Genomic DNA, 16,798 nt, shown 5'->3' with positions numbered 1-16,798 from the left:
GGACACGGACACGTCACCCCCCGCCCGGACGGCGCCAAAGCCCGCTGCGGCGGCCCCCGCATATCTACGGCGGGGGACGCGTGACGCGCCGCCCTCGGCTGTCCCGCGTCCGGGCCTGGGCGTGGCGGAGGCTGGACGCGGTCGCGCACTTCGTCTACTGCCCGGCGATGCTCGGCCGCCGCTGGGGCCGCTGGCACTGGAGCCACGACATTCACCTCATCCCCGGCTCGTGGCTGGAGTGGGTCTGCGCTCACACCGACCGCACGAATCCGGGGTGAGCGGGCGAGTTCTGAGACAATTTTGGATTTGCCAACCGCCTAGCGGTGCTAGATCGCCGCTGTGGCCGCCCTACCTGGGCTTACGGCATTCACCCCAGTCCAGGCAGTGACTGACGTGGGGGGTGTCCGCGCCAACCCGGCATGAGGCGCCCTCACACTTTCCCTGGTCAGACACCTCACCGCTTTCACGCCTTCCTGCCAGAGAGTAAGCGTGGCAAATTTTGTGATCTTGACACGTGCTGGTCACCCGTGTTGCCACTGGACAGCCAGGAATAACAGCGCCTAACCTCGCCACACCCGCAACGGTTCCGGTGCCATGGCAAACCTGTTGCCCGGCACCTGGAGAACCCTGTGACAGCCCGAGAAACCGACCTGGAGAGCGACAAGACCCTCGTAGGGCGCAAACTCGTCGGCGCCCGGCTGAGAGAAATGCGCCTCGCCCAGAACCTCACCCAAGGCGAAGCCGCGAAAGCCATCCGCGCCACAGGGTCGAAGATCAGCCGCATGGAAGAAGGGCTCCGCGGCCTCCGCCCCAACGACCTGAGCGACCTCCTCACCCTCTACGGCGTCACCGACCGCCACCAGCAGGCGATGCTCATCTCGGTCGCGACCGGCGAACGCAACGCCGACTGGTGGGACCAGCGGTCACTACCCCTAGAAGAAGCGGTTCGCTGGCACCGCGAGGGCACCGCCACCCTGATCCGCAGCTACAACCCCACCGCCGTCCCGGACCTGCTACAGACCCCGGAATGCGCAGCGGCTCTCTTCCGCACCAGCCGACACCCGCAACCCTCACAAGATCTCGTCGACCACGCCGTCAAGTACCTCCAACAGCGTCAGCACGCGCTGGACACCGACGACGGCCCCCGGTTCTGGGCCGTGATCGAGGAACCCGCCCTGTGGCGACCAATCGGCGGCATCACCGCACACCTGAAGCAGCTCGACGCGCTGATCGAGCGGATCCAGAACCCGCGCATCCGTATCTGGGTGAACCCCATGGACACGACCTTCATGCCCCGCTGCGCCCCGTTCTCCATTTTCCGCTTCCCCATCGAATCGCAGAAAACCGTGATTCATGACCTCGGCGCGGAGCACGTCTCCGACTGGAGAGGCGACGAGGAGCGGGTGATGACGTTCGACCGGCTCGTGATCGCCGCACGCGCCCACACCGCGACGGCCGGAATCCTCACCAAGATCCGCAACCGTATCCACGCTGAATCCCTCCTGGAAGGCTCCTCATGACCGGTCTCGCTGTCGGAGACGTCGCGGTGCCCAACGGCGCCCGCATGTACGCGCAGATGATCCTCTTCGCGCTCCGCAAGAACGCCGCCCAAACAGGCCGGCCCATCCCCCCGTCCCTGAAAGACGCCGCTTTCACCGCCGACGTCGAGGCCGTAAAGCTCCTGATGGAGAGCCACTCCACCATCGCTGTCGCCTGCACCTCCAACCGCGGGTTCCTCGGCCGATCCGTCCGCTACATGTCGAGCGTGGCCGGCATCGACCAGTTCCTCGACATCGGCTGCGGCCTCCCCGTCGAACCAAACGTGCATGACATCGCCCGCGAGTACCACCCCGACGCGAGGGTCGTCTACGTCGACAGCGACCCCGGCGTGGTCGCGAACTGCTCAGGTCTCCTCGACGGGGAGGGCGTCACGACGATCATGGGGGACCTGAACCACCCCAAGACGATCCTCGACCACCCCCAGGTGCGCGACACCCTGGACTTCACCAAGCCGATCGGTCTCATCGTGGTGGGCGTCATGACGTTCATCCCCACCAACGTCCCGCAGATCATGACGGAACTTCGGGAAGCCCTGGCCCCCGGCTCGCACCTGGCGCTGTCGCACGCCTGCTCCGACAACATCCCAGACGACGAACTGGAAGCCGCCAGAGCCGTGTACAGGCAGACCAGCAACCCCGTCCATCCCCGCTCCATGGAGGAGATCCGGGACATGTTCGCCGGGTTCCGCCTGGTCGACTCCGGCGCGGACGACCCGATCCCCCTGGCCGCCGACTGGCGGCCCGACCCCGAAAACGACCCGTTCACCGGCTACCGCAGCTTCGAAGTCGTCGGCGGCGTCGGCGAACTGAACCGCTGAACCAGCCCAGCGGGTAGAGCGTGGCGAACCGCACCGCCCTACCCGCTACCACCACGATCCGAACCACCCGCCTTGCTCAGCCTCGGCCCTGCGGAACAGCGCGACCAGGCCACCCCGCCCGGAGACCACATGGACGACAGCGCAACCCCCCACTCCTCCGACTCCGGCCGGCTCGCCCTACTTGAGGTGTTCCTGGCCGGACACCTCCCTGACGGCCCTGACGACTGCATGCTGTTCCTCGGCCGCATCAACAAAGGGCTGAAGCAAACCACAGCCGAGGTCGAACTCCTCACCGCGCTCCGCGACCTCGAGATGCTCCGCCTCGCCGACAACAAAATCGCCGTCGTGGAACGCATCGGCGCCCGCTGCGGCATGTCGAAAGGCTGGGTGTCGCAGCGCAACACCGCCACCCGCACCGGCGCAGCCCGCGAGACCATCAGGAGCGTCCTCGCTGAGCAGGCAAAAGCCGTTCAGGCGTACGCCGACGACTCCCGGCTGCTCCTCATCAGCATGTTCCTCACCGGGCACTTCCCCGACCACCCCACCGACCCGATGGCGTTCCTCGGCCTCATCAACGAGACCCTGCGCCAAACCACCGCCGAGGTCGAACTCCTCACCGCGCTCCGCGACCTGGAGATGCTCCGCCTCGCGGACAACAAAATCGCCGTCGTGGAACGCATCGGCGCCCGCTGCGACATGTCGAAAGGGCGGGTGTCGCAGCGCAACGCGGTCTCCCGTACCGGCGTCCCCCGCGCTGTGATCGGACGCATCCTCACCGAGCAGGCCGCACGCGCCCGAAAGTACGCCGACAACCCCCGCACCCCCGAGGTGGCCCGCACGATCGCACTCACCCGTGCGGCCACCTTCAGCGCGGCCTCCGACCGCTGGATGGAACGTTACGGAGTCCGCTCCGGCGTCGCCGCCTTCATCCCGGTCATGTTCTTCCCCGGCATCCGGGAATGGGCCACAGCGAAGATCACCGCCATCACCGGAGCCGGGGCTGGGGGAGGGGCCGCCGCCGGAACCGGCGCCGTCGTCGCCGCCACCCCCGTAGCCGCCACCCACGGAGTCGGCGCCGTCGCCGCGCTCGTCAACGTCGTCGCCACCGCCACCGGCACCACCGCCACCGTCGCCAGCGCCACCGTCGCCGGGGTCGGCCTCGCCCTGACCGCCCCCACGATCGCCCCCGCGATCGCTGACGTCGTCACCCCCGACCCGCCCCCCGTGGTCGCCGAAACTCCCACCCCGGCCACATCGCCGGACCTGTCGCCTTCGCCGACCAACGACGGTCCGACGAAGGCCGGGGTGGGTCCCGCGTTCGCCGCCACCTCACCCACCCCCACCGCGGCAGGCACCACAACCGCGCCCCTCCCCAAACCGGCCCCGGCCACCTCGGCGTCGACCACCTCCACCTCGGCGCCGAGGTGGTCGCGAAGCCCACGAACTCGCCACACCAGCACGCCCACCCCCACCTCCAGCGAAGCCGCACCCCCCACTCCCACAGAAAGCACCACCCCGGCCACACCGCCCGCACCGCAACCCGCCCTCACAGCCCCACCGGCACCCGCAACGTCTCCCACCTGCACCCCACCGGCCGGCGGCATGCCGATCCCCGCCCCCGAACCCACCACCAACGACACCTCGCCGCCGCCGGAGCCAACCACCGCCCCGCCCGCCCCGGAACCTCAGGGAGAGGAGCAGAGGCAGACCGCACCAGAACCGACGACCTGCCCGCCCCCCGTAGAGGCGCCCGCTGAGGAGGCGCCGCTCCCCACCACCCCAGCAACACCGCCGCCCGCCGCCGAGGAAACCAGCGGCGCTGCCGTGGAAGGCGCCGCCGACGACATGTTCCGCATCACCACCTGGCAGCCGCCCCGCCGAGCCGCCAAGAAACACATCCGGCCGCGCCGCGAAGCGACCGTCCCCTACGCCTGGGGGTATCGGCCCGCTGACGTACGCAAACTCCTGTACGCGGCGAACTGACCTGGGATCAGGTGCGGCCCCGGGAAGACGATGGTGGCCCCTCCTTCGTAGGGGGAAGGAGGGGCCACCACCGGCAAGCACCGGTCAGGACGGCTCAACCTCTGCCGCCAGGCGGGCATCCCGCTCCTGCTGCATCGCGTCCCGGACCTGATGCCAGGTTCGGGCTCTCACCGCGGCTTCGACACCGGCCCGCGTCCGGAACGTGGCCGACAAGCTCCGCTTCTTGAGGCTGGCCTCGTCCCCGTCCGGGCCGCTCAGGGTCAGCGTCCACTCCCCGGCGCGCAACGCATAGATCCCAGGGAGGGCGTTGCCGAGCGCCGCGCCCCAGGAGAGCCCAGTTCCCCGCGCGACGAGCTGGCTGTGTCCGAGACGAACCTCAGCGATCCACGGGTAGTCGGCGTCACCGTGCACGAGGAGGTCTCCGCGGCTCCGGGCGACCTCGTGGTCCCGGGCGACCTTGGCGAGGGCGAGCAGGAGCGATTCACCGTACGTCGGCGCCCCCTGCGGCCCGTCGAGCTGGGTGAGGGAATCGACATGCTCGCGGCTGCTCGCGAGGACGGCTTCGGGGTCGATGCCGAGCGCGTCGGCGAGATACCGGGCCGCGCGGTCGAAGGACGGGTCTTTGTCGCTCATCAGGGGGTGTCCTCTCCGGATTCGTCAGTGATGGGGTGCGCCTGCTTCGTCTCCATCCACAGGCTGCTGAAGTAGGGGACTCCGTTCGAGTCGACGCCGACCCCCATGGAGATGTTCTCAGCCGTGCTCGCCAGATGCCGGTCCTCGGGCGAGAGCGACCGGAGGTAGGCGTCTCGCTCGTCGTTGCTCATCTCGGGAGTGCTCATCGCGTGGACCCCTATATATAGGTGTGGTTTTTGCGTCTCTGACTCTACCAAGAATAGCTAACGAGAATCTCAATTCTAGAAAGCTATCTACGGTATGCTGTCCCCAGCACCCCGGAAAGGAGCATCCCCCAGATGAGCAGCGACGAGACGATCAAGCTGAACGTCAGCTTGGGCATCGGCATCAGCAACGCTGAACAAACCGCCACCCTCAACACTGGCATTACCCGCACGGACTGGGAATCCATGTCCAGCGACGAGCAGGAGAAAACTGCCAGCGAAGCGATCAACGACTGGATATGGGAGCACATCGACACAGGCTGGCAAGTCGCCGACTCCTGACCCTCCCCGGTTCTCTCCTCCGGTGCTTCTGGCCGGACAGCCTCAGACGCAGGAGAGAGCACTCAGACCCCTCCCCTCCCCTCCCCGGAAAGGAGCACCCCCCAGATGAGCATGCGTACCCAAGTCAGGGCCAACCTGATCGAGCGGCTGAAGGCTACGCTGGCCGGTCAGGTCTGCGACGCCTTCGGCGGCCCAGCCGCGGAGTGCAGGCACTGCTGGAAAGCGCGCGACAACCGGCCGTTCGGGCGGGACGCCACACCGGGAGACCTGTACGGCAGCGGACCGGACATCCAGGAGTGGATGCTGCGGTGCCGCCGCTGTGGCCTGGACTGCACGGTGGAGGGCCACCCGAACGGTTGCCCGCGCACGCCCGGCGACTCTGTGGAACTCGCGACAGCCGCGATGCGGCCGTGCTACTGCGGGCAGGCCATCGTGCTCGCGCCGGACTGGCTCGGCACGTGCTGCCGTGACACGCCGCCGGTGCGCATGCCGGAGCCGTGCCTGCTGTGTGACGACCACCACTGCCGAGTGTGCGACCCGAACGACCAGCCCGAAAACTTCTTTACCTCGGAGAAGTTCGGATGGGCGCACGCCCGCTGCGTCGATCAGCGCCAGCCGGAGTATGCGGAGGTCCGCCGGGCCAAGCGCCACACGCCGCTCGGCGCGACCAGATAAGGAGCACCCCCCACCATGAAGGCCAAGGACATCAAGCCCGGCGAGGTCTACGCCTACCGGGACCGCTTCGGCCCGGTACGGCCGATCGTGTTCCTCGCCCCAGTAGACCGCGATCACCTCTACCTCAAGACCCGCACCCCCGGCCCGGCATTCAAACGGGCAGGAGACGGCTCCGCGCCGCGCGCCGGAACCGTCTACAACGGGGGCACCATCGGCTACCCCGCCGCCCTGGGCAACGAGCAGAGCAACCCCGAAGACCTCCGCGCGGTCACCCTGACCCGATTCGAGCGCGTGACCAGCACGCTGGGGCGCCGCTGCGAGTACACGCTCGTCACGGCACTGGCGCGCGTGATCGGCCCGTGGGAGAGCACCACCCCCACCTCCCCGGAAAGGACCACCACGTGATGACCGCCGACCAGTCCCTCCCCGAGGAAGCCGGATGCGGATGGGAATGGGACCACACCGCCCGACCAGGCGACCCCGAATGCCGCGAATGCGGCGCCGAACTCGACACCGGCGAAGACGAGGACTGACCGTGAACCCCGTGACCAAGCACATCAAGGACACCATCGCGGCCCTAGGAGTTCCGCGACGCTCGATCGTCGCCAGAACTGACCTCGGCATCACGTCCGCCGCGATCCACGACCCCGCGCACCGGCGGCTCGTTGCGGACCGCGCCGAGGAGCTTGTTCGGCCGGGGAGGTACGGCGTCTACATCACTCGGTACTCGTGCGGGTGCATCCCCACCGTGCGGGTGAACAACGACCCGCGTCACGCCGGGCAGGTGACCACGATCCCTGGGGAGCACTTCGGCCACGTCTGCCCGGCGACAGCAGACCCGCCTCGCCCGGCCACGGCCGACGCCGTCCAGGCCCCGGACTCCTAAAGCTACGCCCAGCCGCAAAGTAGTGACCAGGCAGACAAAACAGAGATGGAGGCGTAATGGGATGGTCCAACGAGGACGGCGAGCACGAGGGGTGGGACGCCGCCCAATTCCCGGACGGCGGGCTCTCGGTTGGCTCCGGAGGTGGCGGCGCGCTGGCGCGCCAGTTCGCCCCCGGCCCGCTGCACGGGCAGCACAGGGGCGAGCCGGAGACGGTCGATGGTCGCACCGCGATCGGGTGGCGGGGCCTGTGCGAGTGCGGCTGGCGCGGTCAACTGTGGGAGCGGGTGGCCACCCCGGGCGAGCACGACCCGGACCGGCGCCGCATCTACGACATCGACCCCAGCCCTTACGGCGACGCCCCCGGTGAGGTCGGGGACGCTATTCACGTCGAGTGGAAGGGCCACCTGGAGCCGGAGAGCCTGAGCGCCGACCAGCCGTCGATCGAGCGGCCCACGCCGAAACGCCCCCAGGGCACTGCCTGCCCGACATGGTGTGTCGCTGGCCACGAGCACGACGACTACTTCCGCATTCACCGGAGCGAGAGCGTGGCGATCGGGCAGTCGTCCCTTCGCCCCAGCGTTCTCATCAACGTGGGTCGCGTGGACGAGCCAGCGAGGATCGGCAAACCCGTCGTCCAAGTGGGGCTCCTCACGAGCGCCGAGAGCGCTCGCCTCTCGCCGCAGGAGGCGGTCATCATGGCTGACGTACTCGACGCCCTGGAGCCCGACTGCCCCAGTCCCACCGACGTCCTCTCCGTCAGGCTGCGCGAGGCCGCTGCCCTCGCCACCCCCGAAGACGAGGACTGACCGATGACACCCCACCGACTCGACGGCGGGAAGGGCGGCTCCGCCGACTACGTCCGCCGCTATTACCAGGTGCCCGCCTACCGGGGGGACCGAGTCATCGTAGACGGGAAGCCCGGCCGGATCGTCGGCTTCCGAGGTGCGGGCCTGCGGGTCCGGGTCGACGAGCCGCCGCACCTGGTGCTCTCCTACCACCCGACGTGGCGGGTGGAATACGTGGACGGCGTGACGCGAACGGCCCGCCCGGCCGGGGTCGAGTGGGCCGACACCGAACTCACCGACGCCAAGGCAGGTACCCCTCTCCTGCGAGGTGGACAACTGCTCGCCGGATACCGGGACGCCACGTTCCTCTCGTGTCCGGACGCCCGAACTATCAAGCAGCGGCACATCGTGGTCGTCTCCCACACCTACGCCGTCGCAGGTGGCTCAACCGAGGCCACCGCCGCGTGCGACCCCCGCCGAATCAAGATGGGCGGCATGGTCGAAGTCCCCGCGTACGAAGTCCCCTTGAGCAGCCGGTGCCGCCGCCCGGCATGCGCAGCACTGTTCGCCCAAGCCGACGCCGCCCACGAAACCAGGAAGGCCAGCGCTTCATGAATCCTGACGAGCACCGCCCCGTAGACCCGGAACTCGACACCCTGCGGGAAGCTGCGGACACGGCCTACCGGAAGTTCGCCGAGCACGCGACTGTCACTTCGGCAGAGAACGCCGTCGCGAACGCCCGAGCGACAATGCTCAGGGACGAAAGCACGAAGGCGTTCCGGCGTATCTCCTCGATGCGCGGCCAGGTGACCCGCGCCCAGAAGGACGGCGACGCCGTGAAGATCGCCGCGGCGCACGAGAAGCTGAAACAGGCCGAAGCGGATTTCGACCGGATCTCGAATGCGTGCCTCGAAGAGGGGTGGCAGATCGTCGAGGCCGAGACGGATCGCACCGCAACGACATTGGCCCTGATGAGAGAGTCATGGGATGCGGGCGACGCGGTGATCGAAGCGCTCCGCCGTCCGAACGAGAGGCCGATGTGATGATCGCGCTCGACCTCCCCGAGGGTCTCTACGTCATCCCGGGCCTGCGCGCCCCAGACACCATCAGGAAGGTCACCATCTCATGACCATGCCCCCGTACCAGCCGTCAGCCGACACCACCCTCCTCAACCCCATCGACCCCTACGGCAAACCCGAACTGGGCGCCCTCGTCACCGCGCTGTCCGCGCACCTCGACAACCCCACCTACAGGATCGAACTCGGCGGCCCGCTGGAAGTGCAGGGCACCGCGTGGGCCACTGACGACGAGTCCGCGCCCGCCACGGCCGCCGTACGACGCGACCTGTACGACGTCGCCGAGGACGCGATCGCCGCCGTCGAAGCCCAAGGATGGACCCACGCCGAACCACCCCGCATCACCATCACGGCCACGGAGCGGCGCACACCGCTTGGGGATCCGCCTCCGCGCGTCGGCGCGCACGTGCTCCTCACCCTCCACTGGCCCCGCCCCGCCGACACCGGAGAGGATCGCACCCGATGAACCTCGACGACTTCGAGGCAGGCTGCGCAGCGATCCGTGAAGCCGCTGGGCAGCGCGCCCAGGACGTCACCCAGGACGACGTGTACCGGGCGGGCTGGCTCCTCACGGACGCTGCTCGTAGCCTCATCCAGCTCGCCGGAGACCTCCGCACCAAGGTCGGCGCCTACCCCGGCCGGTACGTTCTCCGCGACGACGAAGGCACCGACCCCGCCGTCCGGATCACCCAGGCTGTCACCGAGTTGGACGCGCTCACCCGCGCTTTCGCCGCAGCCGAGCAGCACGCCGCCGCTTTCCACTCGGCGTTCAGCCACATCGCAGTCGACGTCGACCCCGACGCGGAACAGGCCACGCAGTGACCGCAGAGCACCGCCTCCCGGCCGTGGCCGATGACCCGGTACGGCTCCCCGCCGTACCGGCCCCCATCGACCCCGCCAAAGACCCCTACCGCGTGTACCTCGACTCCCTCGACGCCGAAACCTCAAAAGCGGACATGGGCGCATGCCTCGACCGGATCGCCCACATGCTCAACCCCGACGTCACCTCAGGCGCAGGCCAACCATGGCACCTACTCCGCTACGAGCACACCACCCACATCCGCAAACTGCTGATCGAGCGGAAGGTCGAACTCAAAGACGGCAAGACCAGACCCTGGTCACCGGCCTACGTCAACAAACACCTCGTCGCCCTCCGCCGCGTCCTGAGAGAAGCCTGGCGACTCGGCCTGATGAGCGCCGAAGACAGCAAACGCGCCTCCGACATCCCGAACCTGACCGCCACCCGACTCCCCAAGGGCAAGCACGTCGCCTCCGAAGCAGTCGGCGCCGTCTTCGCCGCATGCGACGACGACCCCACCCCCCTCGGAGCCCGCGACAGCGCCCTGTTCGCTGCCCTCTACTCCACCGGCTGCCGCCGCGCCGAACTCGCCAGCCTCACCCTGACCAACTACGACTCCGCCGAACGATCCCTCCGCGTCATCGGCAAGCGCAACAAGGAACGCCTCGTGTTCCTCACCAGCGACGCCGTATCCCGCCTCGAAGCATGGATCGCAGTCCGCGGCGAAACCCCCGGCGCCCTATTCCCCCGCTTCCGCCGAGGAGGCCACGCCGCCCTCAACCAGGACGGCACCCTAACCCACCTCACCCCCCAAGCCATCCGCTACATCCTCGCCAACCGCATCACCCAAGCCGGAGTCGCCTCCCGCACCCCCCACGACTTCCGCCGCACCTTCATCGGCGAACTCCTCGACGCCGGCGTCGACCTCGCCACCGCACAAGCCCTCGTCGGGCACGCCTCCCCGAACACCACCGCCCGCTACGACCGGCGGCCCGATCGCACCCGCCGCGCGGCCGTCGACAAGCTGGCCATGCCGCAGGCCCGGAGGATCCGGCCACCGGCGGCCGGATAAGGCCGTGAGACCCGCACACTAGCTCCCCTACCCTGGATCTCGTGACAACGCCGACCAAACCACCATGGCGACCGCTCTGGGAGCGAGTCGCCGGGAAGACCGGCGAGCGTGAGCTCGTCGAAGACGTGCCCGACTACCTTGAGCCGGTCTTATTCAAATGGGTCCTGACTGCACTGCGTGAGTACCAGGGCCTCGCGACGTCTGTGCAGCTCCGGCTCCGCCGGACCATCTGGGTCCACCCAACCGATCAGCCCCGAGGCACAGCCATACTCGACCTTCAGGGGAAGGACTTACTGGAGGCGATCGACGTCGTGCTGGCCACGAACGTCACCTTGCTGAGGCCTCCTGGCCGCTACATGGAATGGGAAGAGCAGCAGTTCCGCAAGAAGTGGGTCGTCACTGTCAAAGAGCTCCACTTCAGGCTCATCGAGGCTGGTTCCGCCTGGCAACCCAACGCTGAATTCGACGGGCTTGAACGTCGAGTCGACGAGACCGTCGCCGAGGCTGCCAAAGCCACGATCGCTGCCGCACCTACCGACGCCGCCACACACCTGAAAGCAGCCTGGGCGGCAGCGTATGCGTTCCACCCGGACCCGGAGAAGGCGTACAGCCAGGCGATCAAGGCCGCTGAGGCGGTCGTCATCCCGGCGACGATCCCCAACGCGGGTACCCCGACGCTGGGCACGGCGTTGAAGCACCTGGAGGACACCAAGGCGAAGTGGACGACGGTCCTCGACGACAAGAACGGGAACCCCGCCTCCGCCGAGCCCGTCATCGGCCTGATCAGAATGCTCTGGCAAGGCCAGCGCGACCGGCACGCCGGCGGGCCGACGTCGAAGCCGGCCACGCAGGAAGCCGCGGAGGCCGCTGTGCACGCGGCGGTCCTGATCGTGCAGTGGTTCAACAGCAAGGCTGTCGTCAAGAACCCGTGACGAGAAAGGACCGGCTGACCCGCGCTTCCTACGAGCGTTGATCAGCCGGTCCTTCGGGCCGTAGCAAGTCGGCCGTACGCCCCTCATAGACGCCTACAGGTGACGCGCGGTCGCCTTACTGGGTTCACATCACTTCGGGTACGAGCTCCCGCCTGATGGTGGCCTTCCAGCCTCCGCGGCGTAGATGGACCGTCCCGTCCGGGGTAACCCGCGCAGTGGCCCCGTAGATGGGCAGGCTGCCGTGCTGAAGCCAGTACGAGCGCACCTCCTCCAGCACGTCCCACAGGCGGCGCGGGCCGCCCTGGTGGACTGTCGTACGCCCGTCGCCGCAGTCGACGGCCCGAGCCCAAGAACCGTCCGCGTGGAGCATCCACGCCGTCCGAGTTCCGTCCTCTTCCTCGAAGTAGTGCTCGATGTCGGGGGCCGTGAGCTCCACCATGGTCCGTAGCTCCCAGGCGTCGATCACGTTGACGACCGGGTAGGCGCTGACCGTCACCTCGTCGCCGTCCTGGTCGCGGACCTGCTCGAACATGCCGTTCAGGTCGTCGGGGTAGTCCTCGCCGGTGCGGGTGGTCATGAACATCGCCCAGTCGCGGGCGACGTGGCCGACCGCGCCGCCGTCCGGTGTCTTGTCCGCCACGATGATCATTGAGCAGTTCGTGATGGTCGTCACCAGGCGGCCGCCCGGCCGCAGCGCGGCCAACCACCCGGCAGGGATCGGACGCACCGACACCGTGGCGACGATCCGGTCATAGGCTCCCGGGACAGCACCTGTCCCGTCCACCGTGGCGATGCGCGGACGCAACCCGACACCGTCGAGGCGCTCAGCCGCAACCTTCGTCAGGTACGGGTCCACGTCGATGCTGGTGATTCGGTGGTCGCCGAGACGGCGAGCCAGTAGTCCGGCGCCGTATCCGGAACCCGTGCCGACGTCGAGCACATCCGCGTCCAGGGGGATGGTGGCGTGTCCGAACAGGCTCAAGACCAAGCTGGGCAGGGTCGAGGACGACGTCGGGTAGCCGCGCGGCCGATCACCAGGTGCCGCGTGGTCAGCGTGGAGCGGCCCGATCTGCGTGACCAACGTGCGGTCGCTGTAGGCCGCTCGCGCCCACGCGGCCTCGTCAGCCGGACCGTCGTACACTTGACGCCCGCCCGGCCCTGGAGCCCACCAGCGGGGAACGAGCAGATGCCGGGGCGTTTCGGTGACTGCTTCACGCCACCGCGAACGCGGATGGGTGACCTGAGCGGCGAGCGCGGCAGCGTGCGGAATCCAGTCCATGGCTCATTCTCCATCGACTTGCTGAGCCGGAGCGCAGTCTCCGCCGTCGCTGGCCGGGTTGCACTCCGGCGCGCACGCCTTGCCGCCGCTCCTCGGCACCCGGGCCAGGGTCTCCTGCCACGCACGCCCGGTGAGCACGTCGCCCAGTGGTTGTTGGAGCACGTTGCCCGTGACGAGGAACCGGCCCATGACGCACGGCCACACGTCCCCCGCAGGGGAGACCGCGACCCTGCCCTGCCCGCAGTGCCCACACAACTCGTCGACGCTCGCCCCTCCCGGGTTCGGCCGGCCGAGAGCCCGCAGCCGGTCCGTGCGGATCCTCTCCACGCCGAGGCTGCGCAGCAGCGCTTCGGCTTCCGTGATTCGCTGGCCTGCCTTCATGGCGACGAGAGTGACCCGCAGTGGGATCGACCGGGCCAGCGCCTCCATGATGTTGGCCTGCGTCCGAGGCAGCGTGTTGCGGCCGGTGATCCGCATGTGCTCGACCGGGTCATCGGTGTAGAACGACGTCGCGAGCTGCGCCCCCGGCGCGCTGATCGCCTCCCACACCTCATCTGGCAGGTGCACCAGGTTGGAGAACACCTCGGCGTCGACCCCTGCGGCCAGGGTGTGACGGATCAGCTCAGGCAGTCCGCGGTGCTGTGTCGGCTCTCCGCCGATGAACTGCACCTGCCGGGCGCCCAGGGCGACGGCCTCGTCGATGACGCGTTTCCAGTCCGCGACGGTCATGGTGCCGTCCGTTCCGGACGGCCCTGATTCGGCGTAGCAGTGCGTGCATTCGAGCTGGCAGCGGCCCGTGATCTCAGCCGCGAGGTACCGCAAATCCATGGAGGGTACGGCGAGGTGGGGTTCGTGCTGCGTTGCGGTCAACTCTCTTTCCCCTTTTTTTCCGGTGTGAAGCGGACCGGGGTGTTCAACCGTGACGATCCGCCGGTGCGGGGTGCTGGTCAACGCCTACGGTGGCGCCGACGGTGAGAGACCGCGACCCCGGAAGACGCTCCGTCTCCCTGAAGTGCCCCTCCCGAGAACGGTGTCGTTCCGGGGCCGCGGAGTGGTGCCTGGCAGACCCTGGTGACCGGCCACGTTGGGTGTGAGCGCGGCAGGCACGGGGTGAGGCAGGGTCTGCCAGAGTCCAAGTTCAATCTCGACGCACTGCATGAGGCGCCGTAGCTCGCTGGTCGTGGGGGCCTCGACGATACGAGTCTGGTCGGGGTCGCGGCACTCGAACGCGGTGAAACACTGCCGCCAGGTGCGCCACATGACCAGCCATCCGGGCGCGGACTCCTGCACCTGCTCAGCTTCGGCGACTTTCAGCGCCCGCTCGGCCTCGGCCTGCTCACGGTCACATCGGCGCATGGCCGCCCTCTGGCATCAGCAGGTCCGACAGCAGCGGGCCGCGTAGCAGGTCGGCTGCGAGTTTGCCGCGCTGGATCATGTAGTGCTCCGCGAGCCGGGCGGCGGCCGTGGCGGGGGTGGTGGCGTACGTCAGCAGTGGGCCGCCGCGCTGGCTGAGGGTGGGGGTGGTCCACCAGAAGACGGCGCCGTCAGTGCGGGCGATGAGCCCGTAGTAGACGGAGACCGCGACCTCTCCCCCGGACAGGGGGTGAGCGTCAGCGGGAATGTTGTACCGCGCCAGCAGGGCGACGAGGGTTTGGCTAGCCCTCTCAGCCTGTTGAGCTGGGGTGACGCAGGGCGCTTGGTCGGCGAACATCCCCTCACGCTAAACAGCGGAACGAGACGGAGGGGACACAGTCTGTGTCCCCTCGTTACGGTCAGACCAGAAGCCCAATTCGATCGGCCAACTCTCTGGCCTGAGGGCGAAGCCCCGCCGGACCATCGACGAGATCCAACGTCATCCGCCGCGCGTACCCGTTGTAGCGGATCGTCTCCGGCGCGGCGTGCTGCGCCAACTCCAGAGTTCCCAGCACCGCCGCATGGTCACGCTGCAAATGATGCGCGCGAGCCACCTCGATCAGATGTCGGCCGCGGCGCGGCCTTGATGGGATCGGCGCGGACACGGCGTTGTCGGCCTGCCGGGCGGACTCGCCTCCCTGGTGAAGTTCCACCGCCACGGTGACCGCGTGCGCCCCCATGATGACTCGGGAGAACGACGTCCACGGCTGGTAGTAGTCCGCGGGCAAGCTCTCGGCGACCCGGGACGCTTCCTCCCACTGCCGCCACGCCTCGCCCGCGTCGCCGCACCGGGCCGCGGTGTAGGCCAGCTCGTACGACAAGGCCCCCCACATCGCGCGCAGTCCTACCCCGGCGCCGTCCAGGAACGGTTGAATCGCGGCCAGCCCCTGCTCGTTGACGTCGCGGGCCGCGTCGTAGTCTCCGCAGTCGCGGTGAGCGTTCGCCAGGAACCACACCGCGCACGACAACGCCAGCGGGTCTTCGGACTCCTGAGCGGCCAGCAGCGCCCGATCGGTGACCCGCCACAGCAGATCCTGCGCAGGCTGGAACGCCAGGAACATCTGGGTGAGGCCGTACGTTTCGGCGAGCAGCGCCTGCGCGCGCCGCCGATCCTCGTCCCGGTACAAGGCCGTGGCGAGCTGCATGTCACGCAGCAGGTCCGGCAGCAACCTTCCCAGCGCGGTCCGATGATCCGGGGAGGAATGCCGGACCCGCCACGCCGCATCCAGTCGGGCGCGCAGCGTCGTGAGGGGCTGCACCGCCCCGGCCGGCAGTAGCGTCGTGGAGTTGAGCGCCGCCCGCACGTCGTCGAGCGCCGGATGCCCCGGCCCTGAGAACATGCGGACCGGGATGGACTGCTCCCCCGTCAGCTCCACCAGGTCCTTCACCCGCAGCGCCTCGGCGAGCTGCACGAGGATCGGCAGCCGCGGGTTCTGCTGGAGGCGCCCGCTCTCCACGTCCTTCAACCAGGACACGGACTTGCCGACCAGGCCGGCGAGGACTTCCTGCGTCATCCCGCGCCGCTTGCGGATCATGCGGATTCTCTGGCCGATGGTGAGTACCGGACCCGCAGGTTCGTTGGTAGCGTCGTACATAAGGCCCTGCCCTTCCCTGGTGACGTCGCACTCTCAGGCTAGGTGGCAGGGCCTTCACAATGCGAGAGATCCGCCGCACGCTTCGCTGTTGGATCGTCGTGAGACCACGCGTCATTTCGGAGTACCAGGACCATCTTGCCCTTCAGCAACGAAAGAGGACCCGTGTCCAAGATTGAATACCAGTGCCTGACCGGCGGCGACGCCGCCGAGGTACTCAGCGACGAGTACGTCAACCTGTACCTGGCGAACTACGACGAGCGACCCTACTTGTCCGGGCCGCTCTACAGCCGCGAACGGTTCCTCGACCGCACGGGCGAGCAGATGAAGAACCCCAGTTTCGTCCTGGTGTCGGCCCGAGACGACTACGAAAACGAACTCCTCGGGTTCGCCTTCGGCCTCATGTTCGAGGCGGGCCAGTGGTGGGGCGAGGAAGCCGCCCCCGCCGCCCCTGACATGCTCGCCGCACAGAAGTTCGCCGTGGCCGAACTGAACGTCCGATGGGGCCAACGGCGGCACGGCCTCGGCAAGACGCTCCTCGCGACGCTCCTCGCCCAGCAGGAAGCGCCGTACGCCACGCTGCTGGCTTCCCCCGACGCCCCAGCCCACGCCATGCTCCAGCGCTGGGGATGGCAGGTGGTAGGCCCTGCCCACGACGACAGAACCAGCGACATCCTGGTGCTGGCGCTCGACGCCGGATCGTAGCGAGACGTAAGCATCGGCCGCCGTCTACCTTGCGGACTCCCACCAC

The 16,798-nt window shown here is 68.6% G+C and carries 23 protein-coding genes; 17 read left to right on the top strand and 6 right to left on the bottom strand.

Features of this window, described 5'->3' with window-relative positions:
* Window positions 1-80 precede the first annotated feature (80 nt).
* From ABT352_RS33050 to ABT352_RS33035, 4 genes are all read left to right on the top strand, one after another.
* The gene (locus tag ABT352_RS33050; RefSeq protein ID WP_350948931.1) at window positions 81-278 is read left to right on the top strand and encodes a hypothetical protein; all 198 of its coding nucleotides are present in this window, start codon (window positions 81-83) and stop codon (window positions 276-278) included.
* A 351-nt stretch (window positions 279-629) separates the two neighbouring features.
* The gene (locus tag ABT352_RS33045) at window positions 630-1,520 is read left to right on the top strand and encodes a helix-turn-helix domain-containing protein (RefSeq protein ID WP_350948930.1); all 891 of its coding nucleotides are present in this window, start codon (window positions 630-632) and stop codon (window positions 1,518-1,520) included.
* A complete protein-coding gene (locus ABT352_RS33040; RefSeq protein WP_350948929.1) occupies window positions 1,517-2,377 on the top strand; it encodes an SAM-dependent methyltransferase in 861 nt (286 codons plus the stop codon). Before ABT352_RS33045 ends, ABT352_RS33040 begins: the two co-directional genes overlap by 4 nt.
* Window positions 2,378-2,506: 129 nt before the next feature.
* Window positions 2,507-4,360 (top strand): hypothetical protein, encoded by a 1,854-nt coding sequence (locus tag ABT352_RS33035; RefSeq protein ID WP_350948928.1) that lies wholly within the window; start codon window positions 2,507-2,509, stop codon window positions 4,358-4,360.
* 84 nt (window positions 4,361-4,444) lie between these two features.
* Here the strand turns inward: ABT352_RS33035 and ABT352_RS33030 are convergent, their stop codons facing one another.
* Together ABT352_RS33030 and ABT352_RS33025 are read right to left on the bottom strand one after the other, a co-directional pair.
* A complete protein-coding gene (locus ABT352_RS33030) occupies window positions 4,445-4,993 on the bottom strand; it encodes a hypothetical protein (protein ID WP_350948927.1) in 549 nt (182 codons plus the stop codon).
* Complete coding sequence (locus ABT352_RS33025) at window positions 4,993-5,199, bottom strand: hypothetical protein (RefSeq protein ID WP_350948926.1); 207 nt, start codon at window positions 5,197-5,199, stop codon at window positions 4,993-4,995. The genes ABT352_RS33030 and ABT352_RS33025 overlap by 1 nt, the downstream gene beginning before the upstream one ends.
* A 132-nt stretch (window positions 5,200-5,331) precedes the next feature.
* On the opposite strand from ABT352_RS33025, the gene ABT352_RS33020 reads away from it, so the two are divergent.
* The 12 genes from ABT352_RS33020 to ABT352_RS32965 all read left to right on the top strand — a co-directional run bounded on the left by ABT352_RS33020 (window position 5,332) and on the right by ABT352_RS32965 (window position 11,763).
* Window positions 5,332-5,538, top strand: a complete 207-nt coding sequence (locus tag ABT352_RS33020) for a DUF7167 family protein (RefSeq protein WP_350948925.1) — start codon at window positions 5,332-5,334, stop codon at window positions 5,536-5,538.
* A 105-nt stretch (window positions 5,539-5,643) separates the two neighbouring features.
* Window positions 5,644-6,213, top strand: a complete 570-nt coding sequence (locus ABT352_RS33015) for a hypothetical protein (RefSeq protein WP_350948924.1) — start codon at window positions 5,644-5,646, stop codon at window positions 6,211-6,213.
* A 15-nt stretch (window positions 6,214-6,228) separates the two neighbouring features.
* Window positions 6,229-6,618, top strand: coding sequence for a hypothetical protein (locus ABT352_RS33010; protein WP_350948923.1), 390 nt, complete (start codon window positions 6,229-6,231; stop codon window positions 6,616-6,618).
* Window positions 6,618-6,746 (top strand): hypothetical protein, encoded by a 129-nt coding sequence (locus ABT352_RS33005; RefSeq protein ID WP_350948922.1) that lies wholly within the window; start codon window positions 6,618-6,620, stop codon window positions 6,744-6,746. The genes ABT352_RS33010 and ABT352_RS33005 overlap by 1 nt, the downstream gene beginning before the upstream one ends.
* Window positions 6,747-6,757: 11 nt before the next feature.
* Window positions 6,758-7,099, top strand: coding sequence for a hypothetical protein (locus tag ABT352_RS33000; RefSeq protein WP_350948921.1), 342 nt, complete (start codon window positions 6,758-6,760; stop codon window positions 7,097-7,099).
* Window positions 7,100-7,155: 56 nt separating this feature from the next.
* Window positions 7,156-7,905, top strand: a complete 750-nt coding sequence (locus tag ABT352_RS32995) for a DUF6907 domain-containing protein (RefSeq protein ID WP_350948920.1) — start codon at window positions 7,156-7,158, stop codon at window positions 7,903-7,905.
* A 3-nt stretch (window positions 7,906-7,908) separates the two neighbouring features.
* The gene (locus ABT352_RS32990; protein ID WP_350948919.1) at window positions 7,909-8,499 is read left to right on the top strand and encodes a hypothetical protein; all 591 of its coding nucleotides are present in this window, start codon (window positions 7,909-7,911) and stop codon (window positions 8,497-8,499) included.
* Window positions 8,496-8,927: a hypothetical protein gene (locus tag ABT352_RS32985; RefSeq protein ID WP_350948918.1), complete on the top strand. Its 432-nt coding sequence runs from the start codon at window positions 8,496-8,498 to the stop codon at window positions 8,925-8,927. The genes ABT352_RS32990 and ABT352_RS32985 overlap by 4 nt, the downstream gene beginning before the upstream one ends.
* Before the next feature lie 82 nt (window positions 8,928-9,009).
* The gene (locus ABT352_RS32980; RefSeq protein ID WP_350948917.1) at window positions 9,010-9,426 is read left to right on the top strand and encodes a hypothetical protein; all 417 of its coding nucleotides are present in this window, start codon (window positions 9,010-9,012) and stop codon (window positions 9,424-9,426) included.
* Window positions 9,423-9,782 carry a hypothetical protein gene (locus ABT352_RS32975; protein WP_350948916.1) on the top strand — a complete coding sequence of 120 codons (360 nt, stop codon included), beginning with the start codon at window positions 9,423-9,425 and terminating at the stop codon, window positions 9,780-9,782. Before ABT352_RS32980 ends, ABT352_RS32975 begins: the two co-directional genes overlap by 4 nt.
* Window positions 9,779-10,831 carry a tyrosine-type recombinase/integrase gene (locus ABT352_RS32970; RefSeq protein ID WP_350948915.1) on the top strand — a complete coding sequence of 351 codons (1,053 nt, stop codon included), beginning with the start codon at window positions 9,779-9,781 and terminating at the stop codon, window positions 10,829-10,831. Before ABT352_RS32975 ends, ABT352_RS32970 begins: the two co-directional genes overlap by 4 nt.
* 41 nt (window positions 10,832-10,872) lie before the next feature.
* Window positions 10,873-11,763 (top strand): hypothetical protein, encoded by an 891-nt coding sequence (locus ABT352_RS32965; RefSeq protein ID WP_350948914.1) that lies wholly within the window; start codon window positions 10,873-10,875, stop codon window positions 11,761-11,763.
* A 124-nt stretch (window positions 11,764-11,887) separates the two neighbouring features.
* Here the strand turns inward: ABT352_RS32965 and ABT352_RS32960 are convergent, their stop codons facing one another.
* The 4 genes from ABT352_RS32960 to ABT352_RS32945 all read right to left on the bottom strand — a co-directional run bounded on the left by ABT352_RS32960 (window position 11,888) and on the right by ABT352_RS32945 (window position 16,050).
* Window positions 11,888-12,751 (bottom strand): methyltransferase domain-containing protein, encoded by an 864-nt coding sequence (locus tag ABT352_RS32960; RefSeq protein ID WP_350948913.1) that lies wholly within the window; start codon window positions 12,749-12,751, stop codon window positions 11,888-11,890.
* Window positions 12,752-13,045: 294 nt separating this feature from the next.
* Window positions 13,046-13,870 carry a radical SAM/SPASM domain-containing protein gene (locus ABT352_RS32955; protein WP_350948912.1) on the bottom strand — a complete coding sequence of 275 codons (825 nt, stop codon included), beginning with the start codon at window positions 13,868-13,870 and terminating at the stop codon, window positions 13,046-13,048.
* Window positions 13,871-14,384: 514 nt separating this feature from the next.
* A complete protein-coding gene (locus ABT352_RS32950) occupies window positions 14,385-14,753 on the bottom strand; it encodes a hypothetical protein (RefSeq protein ID WP_350948911.1) in 369 nt (122 codons plus the stop codon).
* A gap of 61 nt (window positions 14,754-14,814) precedes the next feature.
* Window positions 14,815-16,050, bottom strand: a complete 1,236-nt coding sequence (locus tag ABT352_RS32945; protein WP_350948910.1) for a helix-turn-helix domain-containing protein — start codon at window positions 16,048-16,050, stop codon at window positions 14,815-14,817.
* A gap of 162 nt (window positions 16,051-16,212) precedes the next feature.
* Between ABT352_RS32945 and ABT352_RS32940 the strand changes: the two genes are divergently transcribed.
* Window positions 16,213-16,752 (top strand): GNAT family N-acetyltransferase, encoded by a 540-nt coding sequence (locus ABT352_RS32940; protein ID WP_350948909.1) that lies wholly within the window; start codon window positions 16,213-16,215, stop codon window positions 16,750-16,752.
* Window positions 16,753-16,798 lie beyond the last annotated feature (46 nt).

This window comes from Streptosporangium sp. NPDC000563, from assembly GCF_040299985.1.
Taxonomy (GTDB): Bacteria; Actinomycetota; Actinomycetes; order Streptosporangiales; family Streptosporangiaceae; genus Streptosporangium.
This window is presented reverse-complemented; position numbering and strand designations above follow the sequence as displayed.

Coding starts and splice junctions, on each gene's coding strand:
- ABT352_RS33040 (WP_350948929.1), top strand. CDS start 1,517: ATGACCGGTCTCGCTGTCGGAGACGTCGCGGTGCCCAACGGCGCCCGC.
- ABT352_RS33035 (WP_350948928.1), top strand. CDS start 2,507: ATGGACGACAGCGCAACCCCCCACTCCTCCGACTCCGGCCGGCTCGCC.
- ABT352_RS33030 (WP_350948927.1), bottom strand. CDS start 4,993: ATGAGCGACAAAGACCCGTCCTTCGACCGCGCGGCCCGGTATCTCGCC.
- ABT352_RS33025 (WP_350948926.1), bottom strand. CDS start 5,199: ATGAGCACTCCCGAGATGAGCAACGACGAGCGAGACGCCTACCTCCGG.
- ABT352_RS33020 (WP_350948925.1), top strand. CDS start 5,332: ATGAGCAGCGACGAGACGATCAAGCTGAACGTCAGCTTGGGCATCGGC.
- ABT352_RS33015 (WP_350948924.1), top strand. CDS start 5,644: ATGAGCATGCGTACCCAAGTCAGGGCCAACCTGATCGAGCGGCTGAAG.
- ABT352_RS33010 (WP_350948923.1), top strand. CDS start 6,229: ATGAAGGCCAAGGACATCAAGCCCGGCGAGGTCTACGCCTACCGGGAC.
- ABT352_RS33005 (WP_350948922.1), top strand. CDS start 6,618: ATGACCGCCGACCAGTCCCTCCCCGAGGAAGCCGGATGCGGATGGGAA.
- ABT352_RS32995 (WP_350948920.1), top strand. CDS start 7,156: ATGGGATGGTCCAACGAGGACGGCGAGCACGAGGGGTGGGACGCCGCC.
- ABT352_RS32990 (WP_350948919.1), top strand. CDS start 7,909: ATGACACCCCACCGACTCGACGGCGGGAAGGGCGGCTCCGCCGACTAC.
- ABT352_RS32985 (WP_350948918.1), top strand. CDS start 8,496: ATGAATCCTGACGAGCACCGCCCCGTAGACCCGGAACTCGACACCCTG.
- ABT352_RS32980 (WP_350948917.1), top strand. CDS start 9,010: ATGACCATGCCCCCGTACCAGCCGTCAGCCGACACCACCCTCCTCAAC.
- ABT352_RS32975 (WP_350948916.1), top strand. CDS start 9,423: ATGAACCTCGACGACTTCGAGGCAGGCTGCGCAGCGATCCGTGAAGCC.
- ABT352_RS32955 (WP_350948912.1), bottom strand. CDS start 13,870: ATGGATTTGCGGTACCTCGCGGCTGAGATCACGGGCCGCTGCCAGCTC.
- ABT352_RS32950 (WP_350948911.1), bottom strand. CDS start 14,753: ATGTTCGCCGACCAAGCGCCCTGCGTCACCCCAGCTCAACAGGCTGAG.
- ABT352_RS32945 (WP_350948910.1), bottom strand. CDS start 16,050: ATGTACGACGCTACCAACGAACCTGCGGGTCCGGTACTCACCATCGGC.